Origin of the sequence: Halobaculum sp. EA56 (assembly GCF_051195075.1) — an archaeon.
Lineage (GTDB): Archaea > Halobacteriota > Halobacteria > Halobacteriales > Haloferacaceae > Halobaculum.
Map to the genome: position 1 here is coordinate 307,951 of NZ_JBNTJX010000001.1, position 25,644 is coordinate 333,594.

Genomic DNA, 25,644 nt, shown 5'->3' on the forward strand with positions numbered 1-25,644 from the left:
CGGTCGAAGATATCGGCGACTGTCCCCGCGGGGGAAAGGGTGATGTGTGATGCTCTCGCACAGTGACGCATGGGAGGCACGAGTCACGGCGTCGGTCGGCTCTCGACCGAGCCGGTCGAACAGGGGGTGGAGGCGATGTGCCGGTCGGCGGCCTGCGATCACCCGGACATCGCCGTCGGGCTCGCCGTTCTGGGGCTGACTGCGGCGTTCCTGCTGGCGGTCGGCGCGGTGCTGTCGCGGCTCGACGGCGCGCGCGAGGCGCTGGCTCGCGAGCGGACGCGCACCCGCGCCGAGCGGGACGCCTTCGAGCGCTTCCGTCGCCGCGTCGTCAAACTGGAGCCGCGCGAGGTGACGCGACCGACGCCGACGGGCGGCGGGACGAACGTGCTCGCGACGGCGGCGGGGCGCCCCGACCCCGACGGCGGGGGGGTGGCCGCGGCGCGCAGGGCGTACAGGGAGACGGTGATGGCGACCCCCCACTACGAGGAGGAGTACGACGAGACGCTCGCGGAGAACGTCGCCGAGGAGTTCTCCGGCGCGGTCGCGAGGGCGCTCGTGGACGACGACGGGACCCTGACGCCGGCGCTGCGGGCGACGCTCGCGAGCGGCGCCGAGCGCGCGCGCGACGAGCGCGCGGAGCTGTTGTCGAGGCTCGAGACGGAGGAGTCCGCCGTGTCGGAGGCCGCCTCGACGCTCGAACCGGCCGTCGAGGCCGCCGAGCGGACGGTCGAGCGCGACCTCGCGTACGACGGCTACCCGGACATCGTCGGCGAGTACGAGCGCCTGGAGTGGCACGAGGACCGCGTCGAGGCGCTGCTGTCCGACCGGCAGGGCCGCATCCACGACGAGGAGGGACGGCGGCAGCACTGGTTCGATTACCTCTACCGGTCGCTCGACAGTCCCTACCCCGTGTTGTCGGCGGGGACGCGGACGCTCTCGCTGATCGACGAAGCGAAGGCCGCGCTCGCGTCCGCCGCGAGCGAGCGGTGAGCGTCGGCCCGCCGGGGTACGCTTTTGCCGACGGCGGCCGACCGGGTACCCATGGCAGACGTACTCGACGCCGAGGAGATCGCGGCGGAGCTCCCCGACGGCTGGCACCACGACGACGCGGCCGACGAGATCGTCCGGACGTTCGAGTTCGACTCCTACCTCGAGGGGGTCGGCTTCGCGGCCGGCGCGGGGGGGCTCGCCGAGGAGGCGTTCCACCACCCGACGATGACCGTCGAGTGGCGCGAGGTGGAGGTCCGGCTCACCACCCACGACGCCGGGGGCGTCACCGCGAAGGACATCGACCTCGCGGGGCGCCTGAACGAGCTCGCGGACTGAGCCGATGGAGGCGGCGTACGTCTTCCGGGTCCGGTTCACCCTCTCCCCGCGGCGCGCGCGGATCGACCCGGAGACGTTCGAGACGGTGCTGCGGGTCCCGGCGCCGACGCCCGGCGAGGAGGGGTGGCTGCTGTTCCGCGACGCGCTGTGGCGCGGGGAGGCCAACGACGACGAGCACGCCCGCCGCCTCTGTGCCGACCGCCTCCCGGTCGGCGTCGAGGTGCTGTCGGCGGAGTTCCGGGAGTTCGAGACCGACGAGGCGTACCTCGCCGCGCTCCGTGACGCCGTGGGCGACGATCTCGCGACGTTCCGCGCGGACTCGGTCCGCGAGGCGCTGCACAAGTACTTCGGCTCGTCGATCAGGGTGGACGGCGAGGCCGAGTGAGCGGTGCGAGGTCGAGCGGAGTCGTTCGAAAGACGGCGGAGCCGTCTTTCGTGATGACGGGAGAGCTCCGCTCTCCCGAACCACGAGACCTCGAAGCGAACGGGGAGCGAAGCGACCCGTGAGCGCGAAGCGCGACCGAGGCCTCGGAGTCCGGCGGCGAGGTCCGTAGGACTCCTCCGCCGACGAGCACGGCGAATCGAGTGAGCCAGCGCGGCCGGGGCGAGGTGGTCCCGGAATCCCGTCGGCGGCGCGTTAGTCACCCTCCTAACGGCCGGTAGGGGCCGAACATATATGCCGGGGAACGGCCTACTGGTGACTCCGCGCATGGTCCCCGACGCCTACGACTTCTGGCTGTTCGACCTCGACGGCACGCTCGTTGACGCCGAGTGGTCGTACACCAGGGAGGTGTTCGACCGCGTCGGCGCCCGGATCGGCTACGAGTTCACCGACCGGCAGGCGGAGCTACTGTGGCACGGGCTCGCCGGCGCCCGTGACCCGCTCCTGCGGGAGTGGGGGCTCGACCCGGCCGAGTTCTGGCCGGCGTTCCACGCCGTCGAGGACCCCGAGTCGCGCGCGGCGGCGACGTACCTCCACGACGACGCCGAGCGCCTGCTGGCCGACCTCGCGCGCCTCGACGTCCCGGTCGGGGTCGTGACGCACTGTGCCGAGTTCCTCGCCCGCCCGGTCGTGGACCGGCTCGACCTGGGCGCGCACTTCGACACGTTCCTCTCGTGCTCCGACGAAACCGGGTGGAAGCCCGACCCCGGCCCGCTGGAGCTGGCGATGGCCGACCTCGGGGTGGACCCGACGCGCGGCCGCGGCGTCTACCTCGGCGACGGCGACAGCGACGTGGGCGCGGCGTGGAACGCGGGGCTGGACGCCGTCCACGTCGAGCGCCACGGCCACGAGGAGCGGGGCCGGTGCGTCCGCGCCGACCACCGGGTGTGGAGCTTCGACGAGCTCCCGCGCGCCAACGACCTGGCGTGGGCCGTCGGCGCCGCCCGCGCCGACGGGTGGGGCGACGGGCGCTCGCTCACCGACTGAGCCGCGTCAGCCGTCGGCGGGCACCTCGCTCCTTTCAGCGTTGCCGTCCCTCCGAGGTCTCGGTCGCTCGCTCCGCTCGCTCACTCGACCTCGCCCGCCCCGTCGACGCGCTCTCCCCGCATCAGCCGCGCCGCGATGGAGAACGTCTGCTCGCGCGAGCGACGCGTCGGGTAGTGGGCGGCCATGTAGCGGCCGGCGGCGACGAGGCAGTCGCGCTGCTCGTCGGTGACGCCGTCGACGTCACCGGCGCCGTCGGCGCGCAGGTCGAACTGCCGACACGCCGCCTCGTACGCCTGGAACGTGTGGAAGCCCGTGTCCTCGACCAGCAGCGCGTTCCCGAGTTCGGCCTTCAGCCGCCCGGGGTCGCCGCCGCCGGCGAGGAAGTCGGCGACGGCGTCGCCGGCCTGCTGGACCCGCCCCTGCTGCTCGAACGCCATGCGGAGGTCTTCCAGCGCCGCCTCGGGGTCGGCGTCGGAGTCGCCCGTCGCCTCGGGCGCGGGCGGGGTGTTGAGGAAGCGGTCGAGGTAGACGTTCACGGCGGCGTCGAACACGCCGCGGTACAGCGCCGTCGTCTCGGTCCGCTCGGCGGCCCGGTGGACCGCGTTCGCGAACGTGAACGTGTGGTGGACCGTGTTCCAGTCGTTGAACTCGTTGCTCGTGGCGAACAGCGCCACCCGCTTGGCCGCCGCGAACGACACCGCGCTCGCGAGTTCTTCGACTGTCGCGCCCGCACGGATGGCCCCCTCCAGGGCGTCGAACACCTCCTCGGGGTCCGCCGAGTGGAGGCGGTCGGTGAAGTCGTCGGGCTCGGTCCACGTCTCCCCCTCGCCCGCGGCGACCATCCCGTCGAGCCGGTCGAAGTGGTCGGCGCACATCGACGCCAGGTCGACCGGCTGGCGCCACGAGGAGGTCTCCTCGGCCCGCTGTGCGGTGGCGAGCCCGCGCACGAGCGAGGCGAGCACGTCGGCCGTCCGCTCCTCGTCGTCCCAGCCGACCAGGTCGAGCGCCTCCGTCGCCTTGTTCACGTAGTCGAAGGTGTGGCCCGTGTCGAGGTAGCGGTGGTCCGTCGCCGCCGTCACGAGCAGTTCGGTCAGCCGCTCGGGGCCGTACCCGGAGGCGACGGCGGTGCGGAGCACGCGCTCGGCGCCGTCGGCGTCGCGCACCTCGACGTTCTCGCGGAACCAGGACCGGAGGCGCTCGAACGGCACGTCCGTCGCCGAGAACGACTCCTGGTCGAACTTCGGCGGCTCGCCGTCGCAGTCGCCGGCGACCTCCGTGAGCCCCTGGTACAGCGCGCGCTTGCGGTCCTGCTCGTCCAGGTCCGGCAGGCGGTTCGCCAGCGCCGTGAGGATGGTGAGCCCGGAGGCCCACCCGTCGGCGCGGTTGCGCACGCCGAACCGGACGCCGCGCTCGACCACCTCCTCGGGGTCGACGCCGGCGTCCAGCAGCGCGACCGCGGACTTCGCCAGCACGAGCCGGATGTTCTGCTCCAGGCCGTCCTCCAGCCGGTCGCGCCAGTGGACCTCGGGCGGTTCCGCGCGTCGGGGCTCGGGGGAGACGTAGACGGTTCCCTCCCGTACCTCGGTCGGGTAGGTGTCCACGTCGTCGGCCCAGGGGTCGAACGTGTCGCCGCAGGAGAGCTCGAACCGGGCGTGGTGCCAGTGGCAGGTGAGCACGCCCTCCTCGACGCTCCCCTCCGTCAGCGGGAACCCCATGTGGGGACAGCGGTTGTTCACCGCCCGGACCTCGCCCTCGTGGTAGAACAGCGCGATCGGGGTCCCGTCGACGGCCGTCAGCGCGCGCCCCTCCTCGCGAAGCTCATCCAGGCCGACAGCCTCGCTGTACTCGTCGCGTCCCGTGTCATCGACTGCCATGTGCGAGGAGACGACACGGAGGGGAAAGAGCGTTCCCGGAACGGCGTTTTTGTAATTCCTCCGAGATGTCCGCGGGAGCCACCCGCGGGGGCGGTTCCCGTCAGGTCACGCCGCCCCCGCGTGTTCGCTCGCGCTCCCCTCAGTCGGCCTTCACGGTCGTCCGCGTCCCGTTCTCAGCCATCGCGAGCACGTCGTCGAAGAAGCCCAGCGAGTCGTGCGGCCCGGGGTTCGCCTCGGGGTGGTACTGCCGGGTGACGACGTCGTACTCCTCGCTCTCGAGCCCCTCCGCGGTGTCGTCGTTGACGTTCACCTGCGTCACCGTCAGGTCGCCGGGGTCGGCGACCGAGTAGCCGTGGTTCTGGGTCGTCATGACGACCTGTCCGGTCCGGAGGTCGCGCACGGGCTGGTTGACGCCGCGGTGGCCGAACGCCATCTTCTCGGTGTCGCCGTCGAACGCGCGGGCGACGATCTGCTGGCCGAGGCAGATCCCCGCCAGCGGGAGGTCGCCGGCGAACTCCTCGACCAGCGCCTGCGTCGACTCGAAGTTCGCGGGGTCGCCGGGGCCGTTCGAGACGAACAGGACGTCCGGGTCCAGTTCGGCGACCGTCTCGGCGTCCACGTCGTACGGGAGCACGTGCACGTCGGCGCCGCGCTCGGTCAGCGAGGAGACGATGGAGCCCTTCATCCCGCAGTCGACGAGCGCCACGTCGTGTTCGCCGTCGCCCTCGACGGTGTAAGGATCGTCCGTCGACACCTGCTTGCCGATGTCGAGGTGCTCTGACATCCCCTTGCACTCGGCGAGTTCCTCCTTCGCGACCTCGGGGGTCGCCTCCGGCCCGGCCGCGATGCCGCAGTTCATCGCCCCCTCCTCGCGCACGGTCGTCACGAGCTCGCGCGTGTCGAGGTGGTCGACCGCGGGCACGCCCTCCCCGGCGAGCCACTCGGCCACGTCGTCGGTCATCTCGCGGGCGATCGCGGCGTTGGGGTGGACGCGATCCGACTCGAACCGCTCGTCTCGGACGCCGTAGTTGCCGATCAACGGGTAGGAGAAGGTGAGGACCTGCTCCTCGTAGGAGGGGTCCGTCAGCGACTCCTCGTACCCGGTGTACGCGGTCGTAAAGACCAGTTCACCACGTGTCCGGCCCGGCGCGCGGGCGCGTGCCTCGAAGACACGGCCGTCGGCCAGGGCGACGTAGGCGTCCGCCATTACGAGATGCACAGGACTGGGCGGCACATAAGTGCGTCGTTCGAAGCCACGTTACGAAATTCGTAATCTCTTTGCCGGCGCTCCGGCAAGGGCGTACATGGACGACCTCGACCGCCGCATCCTGAACCTCCTGCGACGGGACGCGCGGACGCCGTACACGGAGATCGCCGAGGAGGTGGGCACCAGCGAGGGGACCGTTCGGAACCGGGTGGACCGGATGACCAGCGAGGGCGTGATCGAGCGGTTCACCGTCACCACGCGCACGGGCAACGTGAAGGCGATGGTCGAGATCTCCGTCGACATGAACGTCAACACCAGCGCCGTCTCCGAGCGCCTGGCCGACTGGGAGGAGGTCGACTTCGTCTGGCAGGTGTCCGGGCAGGAGGACATCGTGCTCATCGTGGACTGCGTCGACACGCGCGCGGTGAACGAGCTCATCACCCGCGCCCGCGAGCTCGACGAGATCGAGGGCACGAAGACGCGGCTCATCCTCGACGAGCGCCTCGGCTGACGAGCGTCCCGTCGACGCGCCGCTCGCGGTCGACCGAAGCCGTCATGGTCCGCCCTCACGCACGACGGCGTATGAGCACGCAGGACGCCGACGCGAGCGGCGCGGACGCGGTCGGCGAACCGGAACACGAGAACGCGATGCAGGACGTGATCGCCGTCGACGCCGACGACAACCCGCAGGGGACGGTGAACCGCCTGGAGGCCCACACCGGCGACGGCATCCGCCACCGGGCGTTCACCTGCCTGGTCTTCGACTCGAACGGCCGGCTCCTGCTCGGCCAGCGTGCGCCCGGCAAGCGCCTGTGGGGCACCTTCTGGGACGGCACGGTCGCCTCCCACCCGGTCGAGGGCCAGACGCAGGAGGAGGCGACCCGCCAGCGTCTGGAGGAGGAACTGGGCGTCACCCCGGACCAGTACGGCGACCTGCGCGTCACCGACCGCTTCGAGTACAAGCGCTACTTCGAGAACGCCGGCCTGGAGTGGGAGGTGTGTGCCGTCCTGAAGGTCACCCTCGACGACGACGCGATCGACCCCGACGAGGAGGAGATCGCCGGCCTCCTGTGGGTCGACTACGAGCACCTCCACGACCACCCCGAGTGGTACCGCCAACTGCGGCTGTGCCCGTGGTTCGAGATCGCGATGCGCCGCGACTTCGAGTAGGCCACGTCGCCGCCGGCCACGGGTCGAAACGCCGTAATGTCCCGGCCGCCAACGACGGGTATGACCGACAGCGACGCCGACCTCCCCGCCGAGCCGGACCTGTACGACGACCTGACCGGTCAGGCCGCGCTCGTGACGGGCGCGAACCGCGGGATCGGCAAGGAGATCGCGGCCAACCTCGCGGACCTGGGCGCCACCGTCTACGCCGGGGTCCGCAGCGTCACCTACGACCTCCCCGACGAGTTCGAGCGGGTCGTCCTCGACGTGAGCCAGGAGGGCGACATCCAGGACGCGCTCAACCGGATCGGCGAGCGCGAGGACGGCCTCGATATCCTCGTCAACAACGCGGGGGTCGGCCACTTCGGCGCGCCGCTGCACGAGGAGCGGACGCACCACATCGACCACGCCATCTCGGTGAACCTCCGCGGGCCGATGCTGCTGTGCAAGTACGCGATCCCCCCGCTGCTCAACACGGAGACGCCCCGGATCGTCAACCTCTCGTCGGGCATGGGCGCGCTCGGGGAGGAGCAGTCGGGCGGGTCGCCGGCGTACCGCGTGAGCAAGACCGGTATCAACGGCCTCACGAAGTACCTCCACGGCGAGTACGCGGAGGAGGGGCTGATCGCCAACGCGGTCTGTCCGGGGTGGGTCCACACCGAGATGGGCGGCGAGGAGGCGCCGCGCACCCCCGCCGAGGGCGCCGAGACCCCGACGTGGCTCGCGCGCTTCCGCGACGGGCCCGGCGGGCGGTTCTGGCGCGACCGGGCGGTCATCGACTGGTGAGGCGGGGGCGACGGGTCCCCGCGCGACCTATCGACGGTCCGATGGGATGTTAGCTTGAAGTAACAAGGCGAAATTACTGGTCGTGTGAGCGACACGTGTGAGATATGCGACCCGACACCGACCCCGACTGGTCGGCGGTGTTCGACGCGCTCGCGGACGGGGAACGTCGTGCGGTTCTCCGGCGGCTCCGTCGTGCCGCGGGGGACCCGATCCCGATGGAGGAGGTCGAGGCGGCGCTCGCTGCCGCCGGCCCGCCCGACTACGGCGGGCTCACCCTCCATCACGCCCACCTCCCGAAGCTGGCGGACGCCGGGCTCGTCGCGGTCGAGGGGGACCGCTCGGCGGCCTCGGCGACCCCCCTCGCGCTCGCGCTCCCGGGGTGGGTGTGCGACCCCGAGCGCCGGTGGGAGCCGGACCGCCTCCCGACCGCCACACCCGAGCCGACGGCCGACGCCCCCGGCGACGCGTCGACCGACCCGTCCGTCGGCGCCGCCGAGGAGTCCGGCCTCGACGGCGGAGAGTAGCCCCGCGCGCGGACCCGTCGCGGCCGGCCCGCCGGTCCCCGACGCGCGACCGATCGAGCCATGACGGTGATCGCGGAGTTCTCCGTCGGGTCCGACCAGTTCCCGTTGGGACGGGTGCTCGCCGGCGCCTCCGACGTGCGCGTCGAGGTGGAACGGGTGGTCCCCAGTTCCGGGCAGGTGATGCCGTACCTGTGGGTTCGCGGCGGCGACCTCGACGCGTTCGAGCGCGCGGTCCGGGCCGACGACCGCGTCGAGCGCCTGGTCCGCCTCGACGACGTCGACGGTCGGCGGCTCTACCGCGTCGAGTGGGGCGAGGAGGTGCGGGGGCTGGCGTACGCGCTCGCCGAGTTCGACGCCACGGTCCTGGAGGCGACCGGGAACGGCGGGTGGTTCTTCCGCGTCCGGTTCGACGACCGCGCGCGCGTCGCCGAGGTCACCGAGTTCCTCCGGGACCGCGGGATCGAGGTCGTCACGACGCGACTGTACGCGCTGGCGGACGCCGACGAGGTCGACGGCGACGGCGCGTCCTTCGGACTCACCGACACGCAGCGCCGCGTCGTCACCCTCGCCGTCGAGGAGGGGTACTTCGAGGTGCCGCGCCGAACCACCCTCGGCGACGTCGCGGGGACGCTCGGCGTCACCGAGCAGGCGGTCTCGGAGACGCTCCGCCGGGGCGTGGACGCGGTGCTGCGGCGGACGCTGGCGCAGCTTGAGTCCGCCGCGGGCGACGACGAGGCCGCCGACGGCGACGACGACGGCGGGTAGCTCGGACCCGGCCCCCGCCTACAGCGGGAGCAGGTCGCGGAACTCGCGGACCTCCTCGTCCATGACGCCGTAGGCGGTCACCCGCCGGCCGTTGTGCGAGAAGGAGGTGTATCGCGGGCTCATCACGCCGACGACCCGCTCGGCCGGGATCGAGACGTAGTCGTAGCCGTCGGTGCCGACCTGGTCGAAGCCGACGACCCACGGCCAGTCCTCGATGACGAACGCCGCCGCGAGCACGACCGGGTCGCCCTCCTCGTAGTACACCTTCGCGACCGGTCCCTCGCCGTCCGTGTCGCCGACGGTGCCCGGGTCGTCCGTCCCGGCGGACCCCTCGGAGGCCGGGTCCGTCGGTCGGTCCGTCGCGTCGGCGGCGGCCGTGTTCGTCGCGTCGTCGTCGCCGTCCGGGTCCGTACTCGCGTCCGTGTTCGTCGGGTCGTCCATACCGGCCGTTCGCGCCGACGGGAAATAACAGGGTAGTGAGACGTGCTCGCTCGACGCACCGACACGGCCGGCCGGGGGTCGCGGCCCGGACCGCCGTCGGTCGGCCCCGATCTCGACCCCGGGCCCGCGCTCGGGCGCCGCCGACGCGACGGCCGCCTCCGGCGCTATCAAACCGTTTATACCGCGGCGACGGGAATCCCGACGTATGCCGAGAGAGCAGAAGCAGGTCCGCGAACTGCAAGAGGGGAGCTACGTGATGATGGAGGACTCCCCCTGCAAGATCAACGCCTACAGCACCGCCAAGCCCGGCAAGCACGGGAGCGCGAAGGCCCGCATCGAGGGCAAGGGCGTCTTCGACGAGAAGAAGCGGTCGCTCTCGCAGCCGGTCGACGCGAAGGTCTGGGTCCCGATCATCCAGCGCAAGCAGGGCCAGGTCGTCTCCGTCTCCGGCGAGGACGCCCAGGTGATGGACCTGGACACCTACGAGACGTTCACGATGCGCGTCCCCGAGGACGAGGACTTCCAGCCCGACCAGAACATCGAGTACCTCGAGTACGAGGGCCAGCGGAAGGTCGTCGGGTAGTTCCATGCCGTTCCCCGGCGCGGCCGCCCCGCGCGAGGCGGCCGCCTACGTCGTCGTCGGCGCGCCGCTGGACGCGACGACGACGTTCCTGCCGGGGGCCCGGTTCGGCCCCGAACGCGTCCGCAAGTTCGCGGCCACCTACGACGACTACGACCGACACACCGACCAGTTCTTCTCCGATCTGGGCGTCCACGACGCGGGCGACGTGCCCGCGTGGGACGCCGTCGACGACTACCTCGACCACCTGACCGCCGAGCTACGCGCGGCGGTCATCGACGACGCCGTCCCCCTCCTGGTGGGGGGCGAACACACCGTCACCTGGGCCGGGGTGCGCGCCACCGACCCCGACGTGCTCGTCACGCTCGACGCCCACCTCGACCTGCGCGACGCCTACGACGGCAACCCGCTGAACCACGCCTGCGTGGTCCGACGGTGTCTCGACGGGTACGACCGGGACCCGGACGGCGACGCGGACGGCGACGACGACGCCGACCGGGACGGCGACGCGAGCGACGACTTCCCCACCGTCGACGAGGTCGTGGTCCTCGGCGCGCGCACCGGCTCCCCGGAGGAGTGGGAGCGCGCGGACGCCCCCGACGTGACCGTCGTTGCGCCCGAGGACGTGGCCAACTGGACCCCGGACTTCGGCGACCGCGACGTCTACCTCTCGGTCGACGTCGACGGCGCCGACCCCGGCTACGCGCCCGGGACCGGGACGATGGAGCCGTTCGGCCTGTCGCCGCGGGAGATGCGCGACGCCGTCCGCGCCGTCGCCCCCCGTTGCGTCGGGGTCGACGCGGTGGAGGTGAACGACCGCGACGACGGGCAGGCGGCCGCGCTGGCGGGCAAACTGCTGCGCGAGGCGGTGTACGCCCACGCCGACGCGAACTGAACTCGTTCCCCCGTTCGGGACCGACCAACGCCCGGGCAGCGCCGGCGACGCGGTGGCTACAAGCGGCCCCCGCCCGTCCCCCCGCGCATGCAGCGATCGGAGTTCGTCGACCGACTCGACGAGGAACTGGACACCGGCGCGTACGCCGACATCGACGCCTCCGCGAACGGCCTGCAGGTGGGATCGCGCGAGGGCGAGGTGGAGACCGTCGCGTTCGCCGTTGACGCCGTCGAGGCGACCGCCGAGGCCGCCGTCGACATGGGCGCCGACGCGCTCGTGACCCACCACGGGGTGATCTGGGGCGGCCTCGACCGCGTGACCGGCCGCGAGTACGACCGCATCGCGCCGCTCGTCGCCGACGACGTGGCCCTGTACGTCTCGCACCTCCCGCTGGACGGCCACCCGGAACTGGGCAACGCCGCCGGCGTCGCGGACGTGCTCGGCCTCGTCGACCGCGAGCCCTTCGGCGAGATGGGGCCGGAGTACGTCGGACAGGCCGGCGTCGCCCCCGACGGCTACACGGCCGACGACCTCGCGGCCGCGCTGGAGGCGGACCTCGACCACGGCGGCGAGGGGGTCCGGGTACTGGACTTCGGACCCGACGTGATCGAGGAGGTCGCCGTCGTCACCGGCAGCGGGAGCGACTGGCTCCGCGAGGCCGAGGCGGAGGGGTACGACGCGCTGGTGACGGGCGAGGGCAAGGGGAAGGCGTACCACGAGGCCCGCGAGGCCGGCCTCTCGGTGTTCCTGGCGGGCCACTACGCGACGGAGACGTTCGGCGTTCGTTCGCTGCAGTCGCTCGCGGACGAGTGGGGGCTGGAGACGCGCTACATCGACCACCCGACGGGGCTGTAGCACCCGGCGCTCCCGCCAGCCCTCCCGCCGGCGTCCGCCGCGAACCACGCGGTTCAAGCGTCCCGCGGCCGCACGGCCGACAATGAGCGACGACGGCCAGGGCGGTCACGACGGCCACGGCGCACCCGGCGACGACCGCGGGAGCGACGGGACGGGGGAACGCGACGCAGACGACCACGACGCCGACGACGGCGGCTACGAGTCCCCGCACCGCGAGGCGTTCGACCACGACCCGCTCGGGCACGCGCGCGTCCGGGGCGGCATGACCGTCGGCGAGCTGGTGGAGCAGTACGGCCACGCGGGCATCGGCGCGGAGTCGGTCCGCGGGGCCGCGGACGTGCTCTCGGCGATGTGGGCCGACGACGACTGCACGGTGTTCCTCTCGCTGGCGGGCGCGATGGTGCCCACGGGGATGCGCCGGGTCGTCGCCGACCTGATCCGCGACGGCTACGTGGACGCGCTCGTGACGACGGGCGCGAACCTCACCCACGACGCCATCGAGGCCATCGGCGGCAAGCACCACCACGGGGAGGAGCGCCAGGAGGGGAAGACCCTCCGCGAGCACGACGAACAGCTCAGGGACGAGGAGGTCGACCGCATCTACAACGTCTACCTCCCGCAGGAGCACTTCGCCGAGTTCGAGGCGCACCTCCGCGAGGAGGTGTTCCCGCCGCTGGCGGAGCGCGACGGGGCGGTCTCCATCGCCGAACTGTGCGCGGAACTGGGCCGGGCGAACGCCGAGGTGAACGAGCGCGAGGGGATCGCCGAGGGGCCGGGCGTCGCCGCCGCGGCCTACGAGCACGACGTGCCGGTGTACTGCCCCGCGGTGCAGGACTCCGTGCTCGGCCTGCAGGCGTGGATGTACGGCCAGACCTCCGACCTGACCCTCGACGCGCTGGCGGACATGACGCCGCTGACGGACCAGGCGTTCGAGGCCGACACGGCGGGCTGTCTGCTGATCGGCGGCGGCGTCCCGAAGAACTTCACCCTCCAGACGATGCTCGTGACGCCGCGGGCGTACGACTACGCGGTGCAGGTGACGATGGACCCCGAGGCGACCGGCGGGCTCTCGGGGGCGACGCTGGAGGAGGCGCGTTCGTGGGGAAAACTCGAGAAGGACGCCGAGAACGCGTCCGTCTACGGCGACGCGACGGTGTTCCTGCCGCTGCTCGTGGCGGCAGCGCGCGAACGGGTCGAGGCCGAGTAGGCGACTGGTAGCCGCCTACTCGACGGGACGCTCGTCCCGTACGTGCCGTCGAAGCTCTTCCTCGGAGTCGAATCCCCTGCCACAGTCGTGGCAGAAGACGCGGCCGGAACCGGTGAGGCTCATGGGTAGCGATACCATAGGTCAGGACGTCCCTTTAATCCGGTGGCTCGCGCCAACGTTTACCGAGTCGCGAGTAACGACTCGACCGACGGGCCTCGCGCGAGGACCGACGCGCCTCACGTCGCCCGACCCGGCCGCGCGGGAGGAGAAACGCACTTGCGTCGCCGCGGGGTAGGTGACGACGGCCGATGACGAGGCGACCGCTCCGAGCCGGGGTGGCACCCGCGCGATGCGGAGCCCTATGAGTGCCGAGGCCGCCGAGCTCCGTTCCGCCGGAGCTCTCGGAACACGACTATCGTCGAAGTAGCGTACGTCGAACGCACGATCCCGCGCCGAGAACTCACGACTTAAATCGCTGGACCGCTCCCTCGGAGACGAACCCGAATCTCACATGTCCGGAACGTACGACCTCGTCATCGTCGGCGGCGGCATCAGCGGCGCCTCGTTGCTGTACACGACCGCGAAGTTCACCGACATCGAGTCGATCGCGCTCGTCGAGAAGGAGCCGGAGATCGCGGCGATCAACACCCACCACACGAACAACTCCCAGACGCTCCACTTCGGCGACATCGAGACGAACTACACCCTCGAGAAGGCCGAGGACGTCAAGACCGGGGCGGAGCTGCTCGCGGGCTACCTGGAGGCGCACGACCCCGACCGCGAGATGCACGCCAGGCGCAGCAAGATGGTGCTGGGCGTCGGCGACGAGGAGGTGGCGACGCTGGAGGAGCGCTATCACGAGAACGGCTTCGGCGACCTCTTCCCGAAGCTCCGGCCGATCGGACGCGAGGAGATCGCCGAGATCGAGCCGAAGGTCGTGGAGGGACGCGACCCCGACACTGACCTGCTCGCGCTGCAGACCCCGGACGGCTACGTCGTCGACTACGGCGCCGTCGCGGAGTCGTTCGTCGAGGACGCGCGCGAGGAGGCGACCGTCGACGTGTACACGGGGACGGAGGTCGAGGACGTCACCGAGACGACCCGGGGGTACACCCTCACCACCGACGAGGGCCCGTTCGACTGCTCGGTCGCCGTCGTCGCCGCGGGGTCACACAGCCTCCAGATCGCTCAGGACCTCGGGTACGGCGAGGACCTGGCGCTGTTGCCCGTCGCCGGGAGCTTCTTCCTCGCGGACGACCTGCTGAACGGGAAGGTGTACACCCTGCAGATGAAGAAGCTCCCGTTCGCCGCGGTCCACGGCGACGCCGACGTCCACGACGGGAGCGTCACGCGGTTCGGTCCGACCGCGAAGGTCGTCCCGACGCTGGAGCGCGGCCGGGTCTCGACCGTCGGCGACTTCCTCGACGTGTTCGGGCTGGACCCCGCGTCGTTCCTGAGCTACGGCAACATCCTCGCCGACCGGGTCCTCCTCCCGTACGTCGTCGAGAACCTCGTGTACGACGTGCCGTCCGTCGGCGCGCGGGCGTTCCTCCCGGACGTCCGGAAGGTCGTCCCGAGCGTCGAGGTCGACGACATCGAGCGCGCGGAGGGGTACGGCGGCGTCCGCCCTCAGATCGTCGACACGAGCGAGAAGTCCCTCGACATGGGCGAGGCGAAGATCGTCGGCGACGACGTGATCTTCAACATCACGCCCTCGCCGGGCGCCTCGACGAGCCTCAAGAACGCGATGCGCGACACCCGGACGCTGATGGACTTCTTCGACGGCGAGTACGAGTTCGACGAGGAGGCGTTCCGCGCCGACACGATCGACAACTTCCCCCGCCCGGAAGCGTAGGCGTCCCGCCCCGAGCCGGGCGTCCGACCGGAGCGGACCGAACCCCCGCCGGTACGCTTCCCGCTCCGATCTGTGGATACCGGCACTTCGACGCGTATCCGACCCGGATCCGGAACCGAACCGCCACCGGAACCGACTGTCCGTGGTCGCTCGACCACTACGGAAGGTGTTCTCAGGATATTCGTTCGGAAATAATTCGGATCCCGGAACGAATACGGAACCCTTATCCGGGCGACCGGCCTTCGTTGAATCGCAATGGCAAACGGTACGGTCGACTTCTTCAACGACACTGGCGGCTACGGTTTCATTACGACTGAGGACTCCGACGACGACGTGTTCTTCCACATGGAGGATGTCGGCGGCGAGGACCTGACCGAGGGAACCGAGATCGAATTCGACATCGAACAGGCCCCCAAGGGCCCGCGCGCGACGAACGTCGTCCGCGCGTAACTCCGGTTCACACCGTCGCCTGACGGCGACACGATGTGACACCGTTTTCTTCCGACGCGCTCACGCCCGCGAGCGACGGCGTCGCCCGGGACGGAATCCGAGCCCGTGCCGACCGACGGGACCGGACGGACCGGCCGCGGGCTCGCTCTCGTGCGCGCTCTGCACCGAACCGCGGGACGCTGATTGCCCGACTTCGAGTACAGATCACACATGGCACACGCGTCCGCCGGCGACGACGGGCCGCTGACGCCCGAGGAGCGCGCGCACCTCTCGGCGCTCCGGTCGGCGACGTCGCTCGCGGATCTGGTCGACGCGACCGGGCTCGACGACCCACACGAGGCGTACTTCGCGGCCAAGCGACGCCACCGCGATCTCCGGGGCCGCCGGCTCGCCGCCGACCCGCCGCCGTCGGACGCGCCGGGCGCCCCGACGACCGTCGACGGCGTCGCCTACCGCGTCCACGGCGTCACGCACGCCGATACCGACGCCGAGCGGGCCCACGTCCGCGGGATCGCGTCGACGGCCGCCGACGAGGGGGCGGCCGTCTACTGCGAGCAGGGGATCCGCTCGCTGTACCTCGGCGACGTCCCGGTCGCGTGCGCGATGGACGACTACCGCCGGGCGCTCCGGGAGTGCGCCCGTCTCGACGCCGAGTCGCACCTCTCGGCGCTGGAGCACGACGGAGTCGACGGCCTGGTCGCCGACCTGACCCGGGTGAGCGACCGCTTTCGCGAGGCGACGTTCGCGCTCGTCGAGGCCGGCGGCGAGGTGTACGGCGACCGCTTCCGGCGCGCGCTCGGCGACCTCGCGACCGCGTTCACCCGCGGCCACGAGGGCGCGGCGCTCGCGGACGACTACGAGTCGTTCCGGCTCACGCGGGCCGCGGCCGAGGACCCCGACCGCCTCCCGGCGCTCGTGGCGTACTACGACCGGGCGTTCCTGCCGCAGCCGGTCGAACGCGAGTGGCTCCGCGCGCACGACCCCGAGCTGGAGCTGGTGACGCACGCCCGCAACGAGCGGATGGCCGACTACGCCGTCTTCCACGCCGACGCCGACGTCGACGCCGTCCACCTCGTCGTCGGCGCCGCGCACGTGCCGGGCGTCGAGTACTACCTCCGCCGCCACCGCGACGGCGACCGCCCGCTCGACGGGTTCGCGCCGCTGTGATCCCCATCCTCAGCCGGTCGTGACGACCTCGACCACGTCGCGGTGATCCAGCACCGCGTCGGCGCCGACCTGTCTGCCGCTCCGGCAGTCGATCCCGTGGAGGAAGCCGTCGCCGATGTCCGAGTGGAGCGTGTACGCGAAGTCCTCGGCGGTCGCGCGGTCCGGGAGGACGAAGCAGTCACGGAACGGGCCCTCGCTCCAGGAGCCGCTCGCGCTGCCGGGGAACACCGCCTTCGCGTCGAGTTCGCCGAACAGCGCCGCCTCGATCGTCGCTTGGACGCCGGTGCCGCCGTACTCGGCCACGAACTCGCGGATCGCCTCCAGCCCCCGCGCCTGCTCGTCGCTCACGTCGCCGACGATCTCGAAACCGTCGTCGCCGGGGACGTAGTCGACGACGCCGGCCTCGTCGGCCTTCTTCAGCGATCCCTCGGCGTGGGCGCTCGCGGGGATCACCGTGAGGTGCTCGTACTCGGGGTCGCCCGTGATCTCCTCGTAGTTCTCGCGGGCTGCCGGCGTGTCCATCTTGTTCGCCGCGATCACCATCGGCTTCGTGCGTTTGCGGACCTCGCGGGCCAGCGCGAAGCGGTCGTCGCCGTCCCACGTCTCGGGATCCAGCTCCAGGTCCAGCGACAGGACGACCTGCTTGATCTCGTCCTTGTTCGTCCGGAACGCGCTCATCTGTTCGGCGAGTACCTCCTCGATCCCGACCTCGTCGCCGGGGTTCGGCCCCCGATACATCGACTCGAACTTCTCGATCCCCTTCTCGAGGATGTCGAGGTACCACTGGTCGAGTTCGTTCTCCAGGAAGTCGATGTCCTCGCGCGGGTCGTGGCCCTCGGTCGGCTCGCCCTCGATGTCCGTCTCCCCGGAGAAGTCGACGACGTGGACGAGCACGTCCGCCTCGTTGAGGTCCGAGAGGAACTGGTTGCCCAGCCCCTTCCCCTCGTGGGCGCCGGGGATGAGGCCGGCCACGTCGACGAGTTTCACCGGGACGAACCGGGTGCCCTCGCGGCAGAAGCCGTGGTTGGGCTCGCACGTCTCCTCGAACTCCGGGGCGGGGCAGTCGACGCCGACGTACGCCTCGCCGACGCTCGGGTCGATGGTCGTGAACGGGTACGCCCCCTCGGGCACGTCGTTCATCGTCGCCGCGTTGAAGAGGCTCGACTTCCCGACGGAGGGCTTCCCGACGAGCCCGATCGTGTAGCTCATTGGGAGCGCTCGGCCGCGCCGACTGAAACGGCTTTCTACTGCTCGGCTCCCCTGTCGTCCGTTCACACGGGATCCGGACGGGATCGCTTCGGGTGGAACGCGGTCGCGGGCGCCGTCGCCGGCGGGTCGACTCCGGCGTCGAGACGTCGGCGTCCGGCTATCGGTCCCCGTTCCTCGTGACGACGACGCGCCCCGGGCCCCGGACGGTCACGGTACAGCCGGCCCAGGAGAACTCCAGGCTGGTGTCGGCGGCGGACGACCGGCCGTCGCACGGGAAGATCCGCTGGAGCGCCTCGGGGTCGATGGCCTCGAACAGCGGCGTGTCGAGCTCCATCGGGCGCACGTCCCAGGCGTCCGCCACGGCGGCGATGACGGCCTGACAGATGTCGTCGTCGGCGGTTCGAACTACGGTGGTGCGTTCGCGCACTTGCTTCGCAGGCATGGATCTCCGTACCGGGGCCACCACAAAAGAGCGACTAGCTACGCGTATACCGTTCCCCTGGAGCGGGGGCTATGTGTATAGCCCGTCGGGTCGGTCCCCGTCGAGAACCATGTCGAGCAGCTTCCGCTCGCACGCGCGCAGGTGGCGGTTGACGGTCGGCTGGGAGACGTCGAGGGCGTCGGCGACCTCCTGGCCGGTGCTCTCGCGGGGCCACTCGTAGAACCCCCGCAGGTACGCGACCCGCAACACCTCCAGTTGGCGCTCGGTCAGGCGCTCCTCGAACTCGTTGCGGAACTCGGCGGGCGTCCGCGAGGGCCGCTCGCGGGTGGTCTTCGAGACGAGTTCGGCGTCGGGGTACCGCGACCGGACCGCCGACGCGAACCGGCGGACGTCCGCCCCGTCGGGGACCGCCACGTCGAACCGGATCTCCTCGGCGGTCGCCGTGACCGACCGGACCGCGGCGCCGCGGTCGACGACCGCCGTCAGGACCGTCGACCCGGCGACGACCGCCTCGAACAGACAGCTGTCGTCGCGTTCGGCGACGACGTCCAGCGACTCGACGACGACCGACTCCGCCGCGACGGCGCGGACGTCCTCCGGGGCGGCGTCGCCCCCGTCGAAGAACACCCGGACGGCGTCGTCCGTCTGCGGGACGACGCCCTCGACCTCGACGGGACCGTCGGTCGCCCGTGCGAACCGACCGAGGACGTCGTCGCCGGCCGCGACTCGGAAGCCAAGCTCCGTGCGGCTGTCGGTCAGCAGGGCGCGTCTGGTCTCGGCCGCGTTCATCGCGTTGGCGATGGTCTCGCCCAGCTCCGAGAACACCGCCTCCATCTCCCCGAACGCCTCGGGGCCGGTCGCGTACACCGCGAGCACGCCGTGTGCCACGTCGTCGTGTGCGATCGGGACGGCGATCGCCGACCGGAACCCCCGTGCGAGCGCCGCCTTCCGCCACCGCTCGCCCCCGAGGTCCGCCCCGACGTCCGCGACGACCGCCGGCTCCCCCGTCGCCGCCGCGGCCGCCGCGGGCTCGCGCGGATCCGCCAGCGAGGGGTCGACGTCGTCGAGGTATCCGGGGTCGTCGCCCGACCACGAGCGCGGCTCGACCGTCCCGTCGGCGGGGTTCGCCTCGCCGAACCAGGCGAACGCGAACCGGTCGGAGGCGACGATCCGGTCGCAGACGGCCTCGCCGATCTCGTCGATCGACCGCGCCTCGACGAGCGTCCCGTCGATCTGCCTGATCATCGTGTTGACCTCGTCGAGCCGACGCAGCCGCCGGTTCTGCCGTTCGAGCCGCTCGTCGCGTCTGCGGACCTCGCGCTCGCGGTCGAGCCGCGAGAGCGCCTCCTCCGCGCTCGCGGCCAGGAGCCCGACGAGCGTCTCGGTGTCGTCGTCGATCGCGTCCGGGTCGTCGACGGCCGCGACGAACACGCCGTGGTCGCCGAGCGGGACGCACAGCCCGCCGTCGATCGGGAGCCCGGTGTCCCGGTCGCCCGGGTCGGCGTCGTCGCCGTCGTCGCCGACGGTCGCGCGCTCGCCCTCGACGAACACGCGCCACGGGAGGTTCCCGTCGGGCGAAAGCGGGGGAAGGGGATCGGAGAGCCCGCCGCGCTCGTTGGCGGCGGCGGTCGGCCGCAGGACGTTCTCCTCGGGGTCGACGAGGTAGATGGCGGCCCCGGCCAGGTCGAGGACGTCGATCGCGGTGTCGACGATGAGCCCCGTCACGTCCGACCGGGACTCGGCCGCCAGGAGGTCCCTGGTGGAGTCGTGGAGCGACCTGAGCGTCTGCTCGAACTGTTTGCGGTCGGAGATGTCGCGCACCACGCCGAGCTGGCCGTAGCTGTCGTCCGCGAACGGGTACAGCGAGAACCGCGTCTCGATCGGGACGTGATCGCCGTCCTTCCCGACGATCTCGGAGACGATCGTCGCCGTCTCGCGGTCGCTGTGGAGCATCTCGATGCTCGCGGCCGCCGCCTGCGAGAGGAGGTCATCGCCCGCCAGCAGCGACGCGTGCGACCCGACCAGTTCCTCGCGGCTGTAGCCGGTCATCGAGACGACCGCCTCGTTGACGTCCGTGATCGTGAAGTTCTCGTCGAGGACGTAGATCCCGTCGTCGATCGTCTCGATGATGCGCTCGTAGTGCGCCGGTTCCCCCCGCCGGTCGGCGGCCCCGCTGACGGGTTCGGGGTCCGCTGTCTCGCCGGCGGGCTCGGGATCTGTGGCCTCGCGGACGGTCCCGACGGCCAGTTCGCTCCCGGCGTGCTCGACCGCCGAGAACGACACCGACAGCCACCGGCGGCCGTCGCCGTCCCGGACCGCGGGGACGTCGAACGTGGCGCCGTCGAGTGCGGCCGGCCCGCCCTCGGCGAGCCGTTCCGCGGGGCCGCCGTCGGCGACCACCCCCTCGGGGACGACCGTCGACAGCCCGCTCCCGACGATCGCCTCGACCGGCCGGTCGAGCACGTCCGCGAGCGCCGGGTTCGCGAACACGACCGTCCCCGAGGCGTCGACCGCGAGGACTCCCTCCGGGATCGAGCCGATCGCCGTCCGGAGGAACTCTCCGTCCAGCTCCGCGCCCGTGCAGTCCGCGTCGACCGCCCGGCAGGTAGCCGGGTCGTTCCCTGACATCGACGGTCCTACTTCCAGCGGCCGGAAAAGGCTACGTTCGGGTTTGTTTCCGGGTACGTTCCGGCTACCCCCGTCGCGTCGCGGTCACGCCTCCACGGCGGCCGGACTCGCCCGCCCCGGCCGGTCCGCGTAACACGATCCGTACCGGTCGATCCGCCGGATCAGCGGAATCGAAAACACCGTCCTACTGCGGTCAGGATACCCCTACCGCGCGTCGTCGGCCGCCAGGCCGCCCCGCCTCACTTGTACCCCTCGCTCGCCAGGTGGTGGTCCATGACGGTCTCCATCCCGTCGACGAAGGCGTCGAGGTCGACGCTGTCGGCCTCCAGCCCGCGGTCGTCGACCTTCCGGCGGAGGTGGTTCCACTCGGCGAGGAACACGTCCTCAACCTTGCTGGCCTTGATCCGGTCGATCGCGGTCGTCTCGCCGTCGGTCCCCGCCGCCTCCAGCTCCTCGCGCGTGACGATGCCGTTCCGGAGGGCGTACACGACGATCCCGGCGGTGTAGTCCCCCTCGTCGACCTCGCGCTCCCACGTCGTGAGCCAGTTCCCGATGCGCGCCATCTGCTGGAGGTCCCAGACGAGCTCCCGGACGACGCCGAGCTCCCCCGCGTCGAACCCCGGCGAGTACATCACGTCGACGTCCGCGTACGGGAACATCACCATGTTGTGGGAGTCGTAGTGGGTCGCGCCGGCGAGGTTCGCCATCGCCAGGTGGTCGTTGAGCACCCGGGAGTACTCCATCGCGTTGAGCGCCTGTCGGAGGTCGTACCGGAACACGTCCCGGAACTCGTCGTGCCGCGGCGCCGCCGCGAGCCGCTCCTCGACGTCCGCCCACAGGCGGGTGGCGAACCGGACGACCTCGCGGTCCGCGCCCGCGTCGCCGTCGACGTCGCCTCCTTCGGCGGCACCCGCGCCGTCGCCGGTGTCGGACCGACGCACGGCCCGGCGGATCCGCTCGAACGTCCGGGCGTCGCCGTCCCGTTCGGCGACGTCGTCGAGCAGCGTGATGAACACCGTGAACAGGGTCTTGGTCGTCCGGGCCGCCTCCATGCGGCGCTCGGGAACCGACGACAGGGTGAACTCGGGCAACAGGCCGTGAATCCACTTCCAGACGAAGCGGTCGCGCTGGCCCCCGACCGCCTCGTATCTCTCGACCGCGTCGAGCACGGGATCCGGCAGGGCGACCCCGTCGACCGTCTCGGCGTAGGACGGCTCCTCGGTTCGCGCGACGGGTTTCGTCTCGGTCGACATCAGCGCACACCCCCCGGTCGGTCCCCGCCGACCGCCGCGCCCCCCGGACGCGCCGGCGGAGCCGGTCCCCCGAGCTCCCCGGACGGTTCGGTCGTGCCGTCTCCCCCGTTCCCTGGCGCCCTCGAACGCGGTCCGCGGACTGTCGCCGGCTCGGCCCGCTCGGGCCCCCGCGGTAGTTCGGACATACCACGCGAAACCGGTTCGTACCTCAAGAGCCTTCTTTCGATCTCGGTTCAGCGTGGCGTCCGACAGCGGACGGTTGGACACCCGTTACTTGCACGTCGGCTCGCGCCGTCCGGACGGTGAACACTCCCTACCACACGTCAACAGGTTGGTATATGCCCCCTACCGGAACGGTATCGGAGCGTTACCAGCGGGTCGCGGCCCGGACGAGTCCGCCGGCGACGGCGTCCGCGTCGGTCGATCCCGGCCGGATCACGGCACGGACTCTCTCGGAAGCCCTATACGTCGAAGCGCCCTCCAACGCCCATGAACTACGCAGACGCGCTCGACAGAGCCTACGACGAGCTGCCCGAGACGCCCGCCGACGCCGGCGACCGACTGCAGGTCCCCGACCCCGAGGGGCAGACCGACGGGGCGTTCACCCGGCTGACGAACCTCGCGGCCATCGCCGACGCGCTCTCGCGGGACGCGGAGCACCTCCACAGCGTCATCCAGCGCCAGCTCGGGACGAACGGCCAGTTCGAGAACGGCGTCGCCCGCTACAACGGCTCCTTCTCCATCGCCGACTTCGAGGGCGCCATCGACGAGTACGTCGCCGAGTTCGTCACCTGCTCGGAGTGCGGCCTCCCAGACACCGTCCTCAAGACCGAGGACGGGGTCCGGATGCTCCGCTGTCAGGCCTGCGGGGCGTTCCGCCCGGTCCAGAAGAAGTCCTCGGCGGCCAGCCAGCACTCGCAGGGTCCCGAGATCGAGGAGGGCAAGACGTACGAGCTGGAGATCACCGGTACCGGCCGCAAGGGCGACGGCGTCGCCGAGAAGGGCAAGTTCACCGTGTTCGTCTCCGGCGCCCAGGAGGGTCAGACCGTCCGGGCGTACGTCCACAACGTCTCGGGCAACCTCGCGTTCGCCCGCCTGACCTAACCCGGCTCGCGCGCGTCCCGCGTCGTCGCCGCCGCGGCTCGCGGTCCCGATCCGCGCCGCGGCCCGTGGTTCTCGATCCCCGCCGCGGGTCCCGGTCCCGTCCGCCGCTCCGACTTTCATCCCTGACAGCCGGGGCCGAACCTACTTCAGGGAGAGCCGCCGCCACCCGACATGGCGCGGCTCGATCTCTCGGACGGCTTCGACGTGCACGACTACCGGAGCAAGCTCAAGCTCCAGCGACAGGACGCGGGGTCGATGACGCTCGCGAACCGCGAGGGGCTGGGCTGTCCCGCCTGCGGCGACCCCTTCGAGCGCCTGTTCGTCAGCGACGACGAGACGGTGACGTTCGGGGCCGCCCCGAGCGGGCCGATCTGTCTCGCGCGGACCGACGAGCGCCTGCTCGTGTTGACCCACTGAGCGCGGGCCGTCCCGCCCGAAGGCGGGATCCCGGCCCTCGGCGTACCGCTCAGCGGACGCGGTTGCGCAGGTCCGCGGCGTCGCCGTCGGCGAACCGGCGATAGTTCTCCGCGATCAGGTCCGTCCACCGGTCGAGCTTGTGCGGCGTGCTCCCGGCCATGTGGGGCGTGACGATCACGTTCGAGAGGTCCCACAGCCGCGAGTCCGCCGGGAGCGGCTCCTCCTCGAACACGTCGAGGGCGGCGCCGGCGATCAGGTGCGAGCGGAGCGCGCCCGTCAGCGCCTCCCGGTCGCACACCTCGCCGCGGGCGACGTTGACGAGGACGCCGTCGCCCCCGAGCAGGCGGAGTTCCTCGCCGCCGATCAGCCCCTCGGTCTCGTCGGTGAGCGGGCACGCGAGCACGAGGTAGTCCGCGGCCAGACACACCTCGTGGAGGTCCTCGGGCGACCGCGCCTCGTCGACGGCCGACGGCATCGAACCGAGGTCGCGCCGGATCCCCCACACCTCCATCCCGAACGCGCTCGCCAGCTCGGCGACGCGGGTGCCGATGGCGCCGACGCCGACGATCCCCACGGTCTTCCCGCGGAGTTCGCCGCCCTCGCGGCGCTCCCACCGGGACTCGGCCTGCTGGCGCGCGAGCGCGTGCAGGTCGCGCTCGAAGGTCAGCATGTACGCGAGCACCTGCTCGCCGATCGGCTCGGCGTGGACGCCCGCCGAGTTCGTGAGCGCGACCCCCGCGTCCGCGATGGCCTCGCGCGGGAGGTAGTCGGTGCCGGAGGAGAGCGTCTGGATCCAGCGCAGGGAGTCGGCTCGGTCGAGCAGGTCCTCGGGAAGCCGTCCGACGACGATGCCGTCGGCGGCGGCGAGGTGCTCGTCGGTCTCGGCGGGCGTCGCGGCGGCGACCGCCGCGTCGGCGGGGACGCCGGCGTCGACGAGACCGCGGCGGAGGTCCCCGCCGCGGTCGGGCCCGACGGTGTGTGCGATCAGGAGGGTCGGTCGCGCGGACATACGGCCCGCGTCGGCCGGTCCGGGGAAAAGGCCGCCGGTGAGGGGGTCACCGGACGGGTCCCGGCGGCCGTCCCGACTGTCGACGGTGGGGAGCACGGGCCACGCTCGTATCAGGGGACATCCCCGGGGGGTCCTGGTGAGCGGAGTGACGGATCGAGTCACCTCGAGGCCCGCTGTCCCCGACGATATTCGGATCTCCCTGTGACTCCGGCGAGCGCGACTACGCCGACCCAGAGTAGGATATACAGGGCGAACGGTGTCGGACCGGCGGACGGCGCACGAACGGGGCCCGCCTGCCACGAGCCGAGCGCCGAGAGGAGCAGGGGGACGCCGACGACGACGGCGGGCGAGACGACCCGCTCGCTCACGTAGAACACGGCCGGAACGAACCCGAGGAGGAACATCCCGAGGACGATGTACGCCCCGCTGAGCGGTTTGATCGCGAGCAGTTCCCCCAGATCGTCGAACCACCGGTTCCAGAGAGGGACCGCCACGCCAGCGTGCACGAGTCCGCCGACCACTCCGCCGACGAGCGACGTCCTCGTTACGAGCGGTCGCGTCGAACCCATAGATCCGTCTGGTGCTCTATTTTTACCGGTGCTCTCTCGCCCTACTCCGCGGGTTCGAAGTCGAGCGCGACCGAGTTGATGCAGAAGCGCTCGCCGGTCGGCTCGGGGCCGTCCTGGAACACGTGCCCGAGGTGGCCGTCACAGGTGGCGCACTTCACCTCGACGCGGGTCATCCCGTGGCGGTCGTCGTCCTCCAGCGTCACCTTCGACTCGTCGGCGGCGTAGAAACTGGGCCAGCCACACCCGGAGTCGTACTTCGTCTCGGAGTCGAAGATCACGGTCCCGCAGCCGGCGCACGTGTAGACGCCGTCGTCGTCGCGGTCGACGTGCTCGCCGGTGAAGCGCGCCTCCGTGCCGCGCTCGCGGAGGATCCGGTACTCCTCCTCGGTGAGGCGCTCGCGCCACTCCTCGTCGCTGTCGGGGAGCTCCTCGGGGTCGGGGGTCGCGTCCGCGGGTTCGCTCATACCGGAGGGAGGGCGTCGAGC

Annotated in this window: 28 protein-coding genes; 18 read left to right on the forward strand and 10 right to left on the reverse strand. The window is 71.6% G+C overall.

The features are described from left to right. The first annotated feature begins 69 nt into the window (after positions 1-69). The 4 genes from ACQUQ1_RS01630 (at position 70) to ACQUQ1_RS01645 (ending at position 2,755) form a co-directional block, all read left to right on the forward strand. Complete coding sequence (locus ACQUQ1_RS01630; protein ID WP_435062508.1) at positions 70-990, forward strand: DUF7260 family protein; 921 nt, start codon at positions 70-72, stop codon at positions 988-990. Between the two features lie 51 nt (positions 991-1,041). Beyond that, positions 1,042-1,326, forward strand: coding sequence for a 4a-hydroxytetrahydrobiopterin dehydratase (locus ACQUQ1_RS01635; RefSeq protein ID WP_435062509.1), 285 nt, complete (start codon positions 1,042-1,044; stop codon positions 1,324-1,326). Positions 1,327-1,330: 4 nt separating this feature from the next. After that, positions 1,331-1,711: an LWR-salt protein gene (gene lwrS, locus ACQUQ1_RS01640; protein ID WP_435062510.1), complete on the forward strand. Its 381-nt coding sequence runs from the start codon at positions 1,331-1,333 to the stop codon at positions 1,709-1,711. 324 nt (positions 1,712-2,035) lie between these two features. Beyond that, entirely contained in the window at positions 2,036-2,755 is a 720-nt protein-coding gene (locus ACQUQ1_RS01645; protein ID WP_435062511.1) for an HAD family hydrolase, read from the forward strand. A gap of 80 nt (positions 2,756-2,835) precedes the next feature. Here ACQUQ1_RS01645 and ACQUQ1_RS01650 read toward each other — a convergent pair whose 3' ends face one another. Beyond that, positions 2,836-4,629 carry a Rieske (2Fe-2S) protein gene (locus tag ACQUQ1_RS01650; protein WP_435062512.1) on the reverse strand — a complete coding sequence of 598 codons (1,794 nt, stop codon included), beginning with the start codon at positions 4,627-4,629 and terminating at the stop codon, positions 2,836-2,838. 139 nt (positions 4,630-4,768) lie between these two features. Further along, a complete protein-coding gene (gene carA, locus ACQUQ1_RS01655) occupies positions 4,769-5,836 on the reverse strand; it encodes a glutamine-hydrolyzing carbamoyl-phosphate synthase small subunit (protein WP_435062513.1) in 1,068 nt (355 codons plus the stop codon). Between the two features lie 97 nt (positions 5,837-5,933). Here carA and ACQUQ1_RS01660 point away from each other — a divergent pair, with 97 nt between their 5' ends. The 5 genes from ACQUQ1_RS01660 to ACQUQ1_RS01680 all read left to right on the forward strand — a co-directional run bounded on the left by ACQUQ1_RS01660 (position 5,934) and on the right by ACQUQ1_RS01680 (position 9,078). After that, the gene (locus ACQUQ1_RS01660; protein ID WP_222608684.1) at positions 5,934-6,347 is read left to right on the forward strand and encodes an Lrp/AsnC family transcriptional regulator; all 414 of its coding nucleotides are present in this window, start codon (positions 5,934-5,936) and stop codon (positions 6,345-6,347) included. Between the two features lie 71 nt (positions 6,348-6,418). Further along, positions 6,419-7,006: an NUDIX hydrolase gene (locus tag ACQUQ1_RS01665; protein ID WP_435062514.1), complete on the forward strand. Its 588-nt coding sequence runs from the start codon at positions 6,419-6,421 to the stop codon at positions 7,004-7,006. A 60-nt stretch (positions 7,007-7,066) separates the two neighbouring features. Beyond that, complete coding sequence (locus tag ACQUQ1_RS01670) at positions 7,067-7,789, forward strand: SDR family NAD(P)-dependent oxidoreductase (RefSeq protein WP_435062515.1); 723 nt, start codon at positions 7,067-7,069, stop codon at positions 7,787-7,789. Between the two features lie 104 nt (positions 7,790-7,893). Further along, positions 7,894-8,313, forward strand: a complete 420-nt coding sequence (locus tag ACQUQ1_RS01675; protein ID WP_435062516.1) for a hypothetical protein — start codon at positions 7,894-7,896, stop codon at positions 8,311-8,313. Positions 8,314-8,373: 60 nt separating this feature from the next. Beyond that, positions 8,374-9,078 (forward strand): bacterio-opsin activator domain-containing protein, encoded by a 705-nt coding sequence (locus ACQUQ1_RS01680; protein ID WP_435062517.1) that lies wholly within the window; start codon positions 8,374-8,376, stop codon positions 9,076-9,078. An 18-nt stretch (positions 9,079-9,096) separates the two neighbouring features. Here the strand turns inward: ACQUQ1_RS01680 and ACQUQ1_RS01685 are convergent, their stop codons facing one another. Beyond that, positions 9,097-9,519, reverse strand: a complete 423-nt coding sequence (locus ACQUQ1_RS01685; protein ID WP_435062518.1) for a hypothetical protein — start codon at positions 9,517-9,519, stop codon at positions 9,097-9,099. A 205-nt stretch (positions 9,520-9,724) separates the two neighbouring features. Between ACQUQ1_RS01685 and ACQUQ1_RS01690 the strand changes: the two genes are divergently transcribed. From ACQUQ1_RS01690 to ACQUQ1_RS01720, 7 genes are all read left to right on the forward strand, one after another. Further along, complete coding sequence (locus tag ACQUQ1_RS01690; RefSeq protein ID WP_435062519.1) at positions 9,725-10,102, forward strand: translation initiation factor IF-5A; 378 nt, start codon at positions 9,725-9,727, stop codon at positions 10,100-10,102. A 4-nt stretch (positions 10,103-10,106) separates the two neighbouring features. Continuing rightward, complete coding sequence (locus ACQUQ1_RS01695; RefSeq protein WP_435062520.1) at positions 10,107-10,994, forward strand: arginase family protein; 888 nt, start codon at positions 10,107-10,109, stop codon at positions 10,992-10,994. Between the two features lie 87 nt (positions 10,995-11,081). Further along, complete coding sequence (locus tag ACQUQ1_RS01700; RefSeq protein ID WP_435062521.1) at positions 11,082-11,849, forward strand: Nif3-like dinuclear metal center hexameric protein; 768 nt, start codon at positions 11,082-11,084, stop codon at positions 11,847-11,849. An 82-nt stretch (positions 11,850-11,931) separates the two neighbouring features. Continuing rightward, positions 11,932-13,056 (forward strand): deoxyhypusine synthase, encoded by a 1,125-nt coding sequence (locus tag ACQUQ1_RS01705; protein ID WP_435062522.1) that lies wholly within the window; start codon positions 11,932-11,934, stop codon positions 13,054-13,056. A gap of 511 nt (positions 13,057-13,567) precedes the next feature. Next, on the forward strand, positions 13,568-14,911 hold the full coding sequence (locus ACQUQ1_RS01710; protein WP_435062523.1) for an FAD-dependent oxidoreductase: 1,344 nt from the start codon (positions 13,568-13,570) through the stop codon (positions 14,909-14,911). A 255-nt stretch (positions 14,912-15,166) separates the two neighbouring features. Next, complete coding sequence (locus tag ACQUQ1_RS01715) at positions 15,167-15,361, forward strand: cold-shock protein (RefSeq protein ID WP_224449686.1); 195 nt, start codon at positions 15,167-15,169, stop codon at positions 15,359-15,361. Between the two features lie 210 nt (positions 15,362-15,571). After that, positions 15,572-16,528, forward strand: coding sequence for a hypothetical protein (locus tag ACQUQ1_RS01720; RefSeq protein WP_435062524.1), 957 nt, complete (start codon positions 15,572-15,574; stop codon positions 16,526-16,528). A 9-nt stretch (positions 16,529-16,537) separates the two neighbouring features. On the opposite strand, the gene ACQUQ1_RS01725 is transcribed toward ACQUQ1_RS01720, so the two are convergent. The 4 genes from ACQUQ1_RS01725 to ACQUQ1_RS01740 form a co-directional block, all read right to left on the reverse strand. Beyond that, the gene (locus tag ACQUQ1_RS01725) at positions 16,538-17,737 is read right to left on the reverse strand and encodes a redox-regulated ATPase YchF (protein ID WP_435062525.1); all 1,200 of its coding nucleotides are present in this window, start codon (positions 17,735-17,737) and stop codon (positions 16,538-16,540) included. 157 nt (positions 17,738-17,894) lie between these two features. Continuing rightward, positions 17,895-18,179 carry a HalOD1 output domain-containing protein gene (locus ACQUQ1_RS01730; RefSeq protein ID WP_435062526.1) on the reverse strand — a complete coding sequence of 95 codons (285 nt, stop codon included), beginning with the start codon at positions 18,177-18,179 and terminating at the stop codon, positions 17,895-17,897. Positions 18,180-18,248: 69 nt separating this feature from the next. Beyond that, on the reverse strand, positions 18,249-20,807 hold the full coding sequence (locus ACQUQ1_RS01735; protein WP_435062527.1) for a bacterio-opsin activator domain-containing protein: 2,559 nt from the start codon (positions 20,805-20,807) through the stop codon (positions 18,249-18,251). A 239-nt stretch (positions 20,808-21,046) separates the two neighbouring features. After that, positions 21,047-22,060, reverse strand: a complete 1,014-nt coding sequence (locus ACQUQ1_RS01740; protein WP_435062528.1) for a hypothetical protein — start codon at positions 22,058-22,060, stop codon at positions 21,047-21,049. A gap of 489 nt (positions 22,061-22,549) precedes the next feature. On the opposite strand from ACQUQ1_RS01740, the gene ACQUQ1_RS01745 reads away from it, so the two are divergent. Together ACQUQ1_RS01745 and ACQUQ1_RS01750 are read left to right on the forward strand one after the other, a co-directional pair. Beyond that, positions 22,550-23,164 carry a translation initiation factor IF-2 subunit beta gene (locus ACQUQ1_RS01745; protein ID WP_435062529.1) on the forward strand — a complete coding sequence of 205 codons (615 nt, stop codon included), beginning with the start codon at positions 22,550-22,552 and terminating at the stop codon, positions 23,162-23,164. A 171-nt stretch (positions 23,165-23,335) separates the two neighbouring features. Further along, entirely contained in the window at positions 23,336-23,581 is a 246-nt protein-coding gene (locus tag ACQUQ1_RS01750; RefSeq protein ID WP_435062530.1) for a DUF7385 family protein, read from the forward strand. Positions 23,582-23,630: 49 nt separating this feature from the next. Here the strand turns inward: ACQUQ1_RS01750 and ACQUQ1_RS01755 are convergent, their stop codons facing one another. From ACQUQ1_RS01755 to msrB, 3 genes are all read right to left on the reverse strand, one after another. After that, the gene (locus tag ACQUQ1_RS01755) at positions 23,631-24,590 is read right to left on the reverse strand and encodes a D-2-hydroxyacid dehydrogenase (protein ID WP_435062531.1); all 960 of its coding nucleotides are present in this window, start codon (positions 24,588-24,590) and stop codon (positions 23,631-23,633) included. Positions 24,591-24,748: 158 nt separating this feature from the next. Beyond that, a complete protein-coding gene (locus ACQUQ1_RS01760; protein WP_435062532.1) occupies positions 24,749-25,111 on the reverse strand; it encodes a hypothetical protein in 363 nt (120 codons plus the stop codon). An 89-nt stretch (positions 25,112-25,200) separates the two neighbouring features. Continuing rightward, on the reverse strand, positions 25,201-25,623 hold the full coding sequence (msrB, locus tag ACQUQ1_RS01765; RefSeq protein ID WP_435062533.1) for a peptide-methionine (R)-S-oxide reductase MsrB: 423 nt from the start codon (positions 25,621-25,623) through the stop codon (positions 25,201-25,203). Positions 25,624-25,644 lie beyond the last annotated feature (21 nt).

Coding starts and splice junctions, on each gene's coding strand:
- ACQUQ1_RS01660 (WP_222608684.1), top strand. CDS start 5,934: ATGGACGACCTCGACCGCCGCATCCTGAACCTCCTGCGACGGGACGCG.
- ACQUQ1_RS01715 (WP_224449686.1), top strand. CDS start 15,167: ATGGCAAACGGTACGGTCGACTTCTTCAACGACACTGGCGGCTACGGT.
- ACQUQ1_RS01750 (WP_435062530.1), top strand. CDS start 23,336: ATGGCGCGGCTCGATCTCTCGGACGGCTTCGACGTGCACGACTACCGG.
- ACQUQ1_RS01680 (WP_435062517.1), top strand. CDS start 8,374: ATGACGGTGATCGCGGAGTTCTCCGTCGGGTCCGACCAGTTCCCGTTG.
- ACQUQ1_RS01695 (WP_435062520.1), top strand. CDS start 10,107: ATGCCGTTCCCCGGCGCGGCCGCCCCGCGCGAGGCGGCCGCCTACGTC.
- ACQUQ1_RS01645 (WP_435062511.1), top strand. CDS start 2,036: ATGGTCCCCGACGCCTACGACTTCTGGCTGTTCGACCTCGACGGCACG.
- ACQUQ1_RS01675 (WP_435062516.1), top strand. CDS start 7,894: ATGCGACCCGACACCGACCCCGACTGGTCGGCGGTGTTCGACGCGCTC.
- ACQUQ1_RS01690 (WP_435062519.1), top strand. CDS start 9,725: ATGCCGAGAGAGCAGAAGCAGGTCCGCGAACTGCAAGAGGGGAGCTAC.
- ACQUQ1_RS01670 (WP_435062515.1), top strand. CDS start 7,067: ATGACCGACAGCGACGCCGACCTCCCCGCCGAGCCGGACCTGTACGAC.
- ACQUQ1_RS01665 (WP_435062514.1), top strand. CDS start 6,419: ATGAGCACGCAGGACGCCGACGCGAGCGGCGCGGACGCGGTCGGCGAA.
- lwrS (WP_435062510.1), top strand. CDS start 1,331: ATGGAGGCGGCGTACGTCTTCCGGGTCCGGTTCACCCTCTCCCCGCGG.
- ACQUQ1_RS01730 (WP_435062526.1), bottom strand. CDS start 18,179: ATGCCTGCGAAGCAAGTGCGCGAACGCACCACCGTAGTTCGAACCGCC.
- ACQUQ1_RS01710 (WP_435062523.1), top strand. CDS start 13,568: ATGTCCGGAACGTACGACCTCGTCATCGTCGGCGGCGGCATCAGCGGC.
- ACQUQ1_RS01755 (WP_435062531.1), bottom strand. CDS start 24,590: ATGTCCGCGCGACCGACCCTCCTGATCGCACACACCGTCGGGCCCGAC.
- ACQUQ1_RS01700 (WP_435062521.1), top strand. CDS start 11,082: ATGCAGCGATCGGAGTTCGTCGACCGACTCGACGAGGAACTGGACACC.
- ACQUQ1_RS01705 (WP_435062522.1), top strand. CDS start 11,932: ATGAGCGACGACGGCCAGGGCGGTCACGACGGCCACGGCGCACCCGGC.
- ACQUQ1_RS01720 (WP_435062524.1), top strand. CDS start 15,572: ATGGCACACGCGTCCGCCGGCGACGACGGGCCGCTGACGCCCGAGGAG.
- msrB (WP_435062533.1), bottom strand. CDS start 25,623: ATGAGCGAACCCGCGGACGCGACCCCCGACCCCGAGGAGCTCCCCGAC.
- ACQUQ1_RS01685 (WP_435062518.1), bottom strand. CDS start 9,519: ATGGACGACCCGACGAACACGGACGCGAGTACGGACCCGGACGGCGAC.
- ACQUQ1_RS01740 (WP_435062528.1), bottom strand. CDS start 22,060: ATGTCGACCGAGACGAAACCCGTCGCGCGAACCGAGGAGCCGTCCTAC.
- ACQUQ1_RS01735 (WP_435062527.1), bottom strand. CDS start 20,807: ATGTCAGGGAACGACCCGGCTACCTGCCGGGCGGTCGACGCGGACTGC.
- ACQUQ1_RS01725 (WP_435062525.1), bottom strand. CDS start 17,737: ATGAGCTACACGATCGGGCTCGTCGGGAAGCCCTCCGTCGGGAAGTCG.
- ACQUQ1_RS01630 (WP_435062508.1), top strand. CDS start 70: ATGGGAGGCACGAGTCACGGCGTCGGTCGGCTCTCGACCGAGCCGGTC.
- ACQUQ1_RS01745 (WP_435062529.1), top strand. CDS start 22,550: ATGAACTACGCAGACGCGCTCGACAGAGCCTACGACGAGCTGCCCGAG.
- carA (WP_435062513.1), bottom strand. CDS start 5,836: ATGGCGGACGCCTACGTCGCCCTGGCCGACGGCCGTGTCTTCGAGGCA.
- ACQUQ1_RS01635 (WP_435062509.1), top strand. CDS start 1,042: ATGGCAGACGTACTCGACGCCGAGGAGATCGCGGCGGAGCTCCCCGAC.
- ACQUQ1_RS01650 (WP_435062512.1), bottom strand. CDS start 4,629: ATGGCAGTCGATGACACGGGACGCGACGAGTACAGCGAGGCTGTCGGC.